The organism is Wenzhouxiangella limi (assembly GCF_010499265.1).
In the GTDB taxonomy this organism is placed as follows: Bacteria; Pseudomonadota; Gammaproteobacteria; order Xanthomonadales; family Wenzhouxiangellaceae; genus Wenzhouxiangella; species Wenzhouxiangella limi.
The window spans coordinates 1-225 of record NZ_JAAGSC010000011.1; the positions used below are offsets into that span (position 1 = coordinate 1).

Genomic DNA, 225 nt, shown 5'->3' on the forward strand with positions numbered 1-225 from the left:
ACTTGATCTGCTCCTGCAAGGACGCCTTCTCGCGCCCAAGCTTCTCCTCGAGTTCACCTCGAGCCTGCTCAGACCGCTCCAGCTCCGCCGAGCGCGCCGAAAGTTCACCCTCCAGCGACTTGAGCTGCTGCTGCAAGGACGCCTTCTCGCGCCCAAGCTTCTCCTCGAGTTCACCTCGAGCCTGCTCAGACCGCTCCAGCTCCGCCGAGCGCTCCGAGAGCTGGC

1 protein-coding gene is annotated in these 225 nt (G+C 64.9%); it reads right to left on the bottom strand.

What is annotated here, in order from left to right:
* A partial coding sequence (locus tag G3I74_RS00095) for a hypothetical protein (protein WP_203594415.1) occupies positions 1–225 on the bottom strand: 225 nt, incomplete at both ends.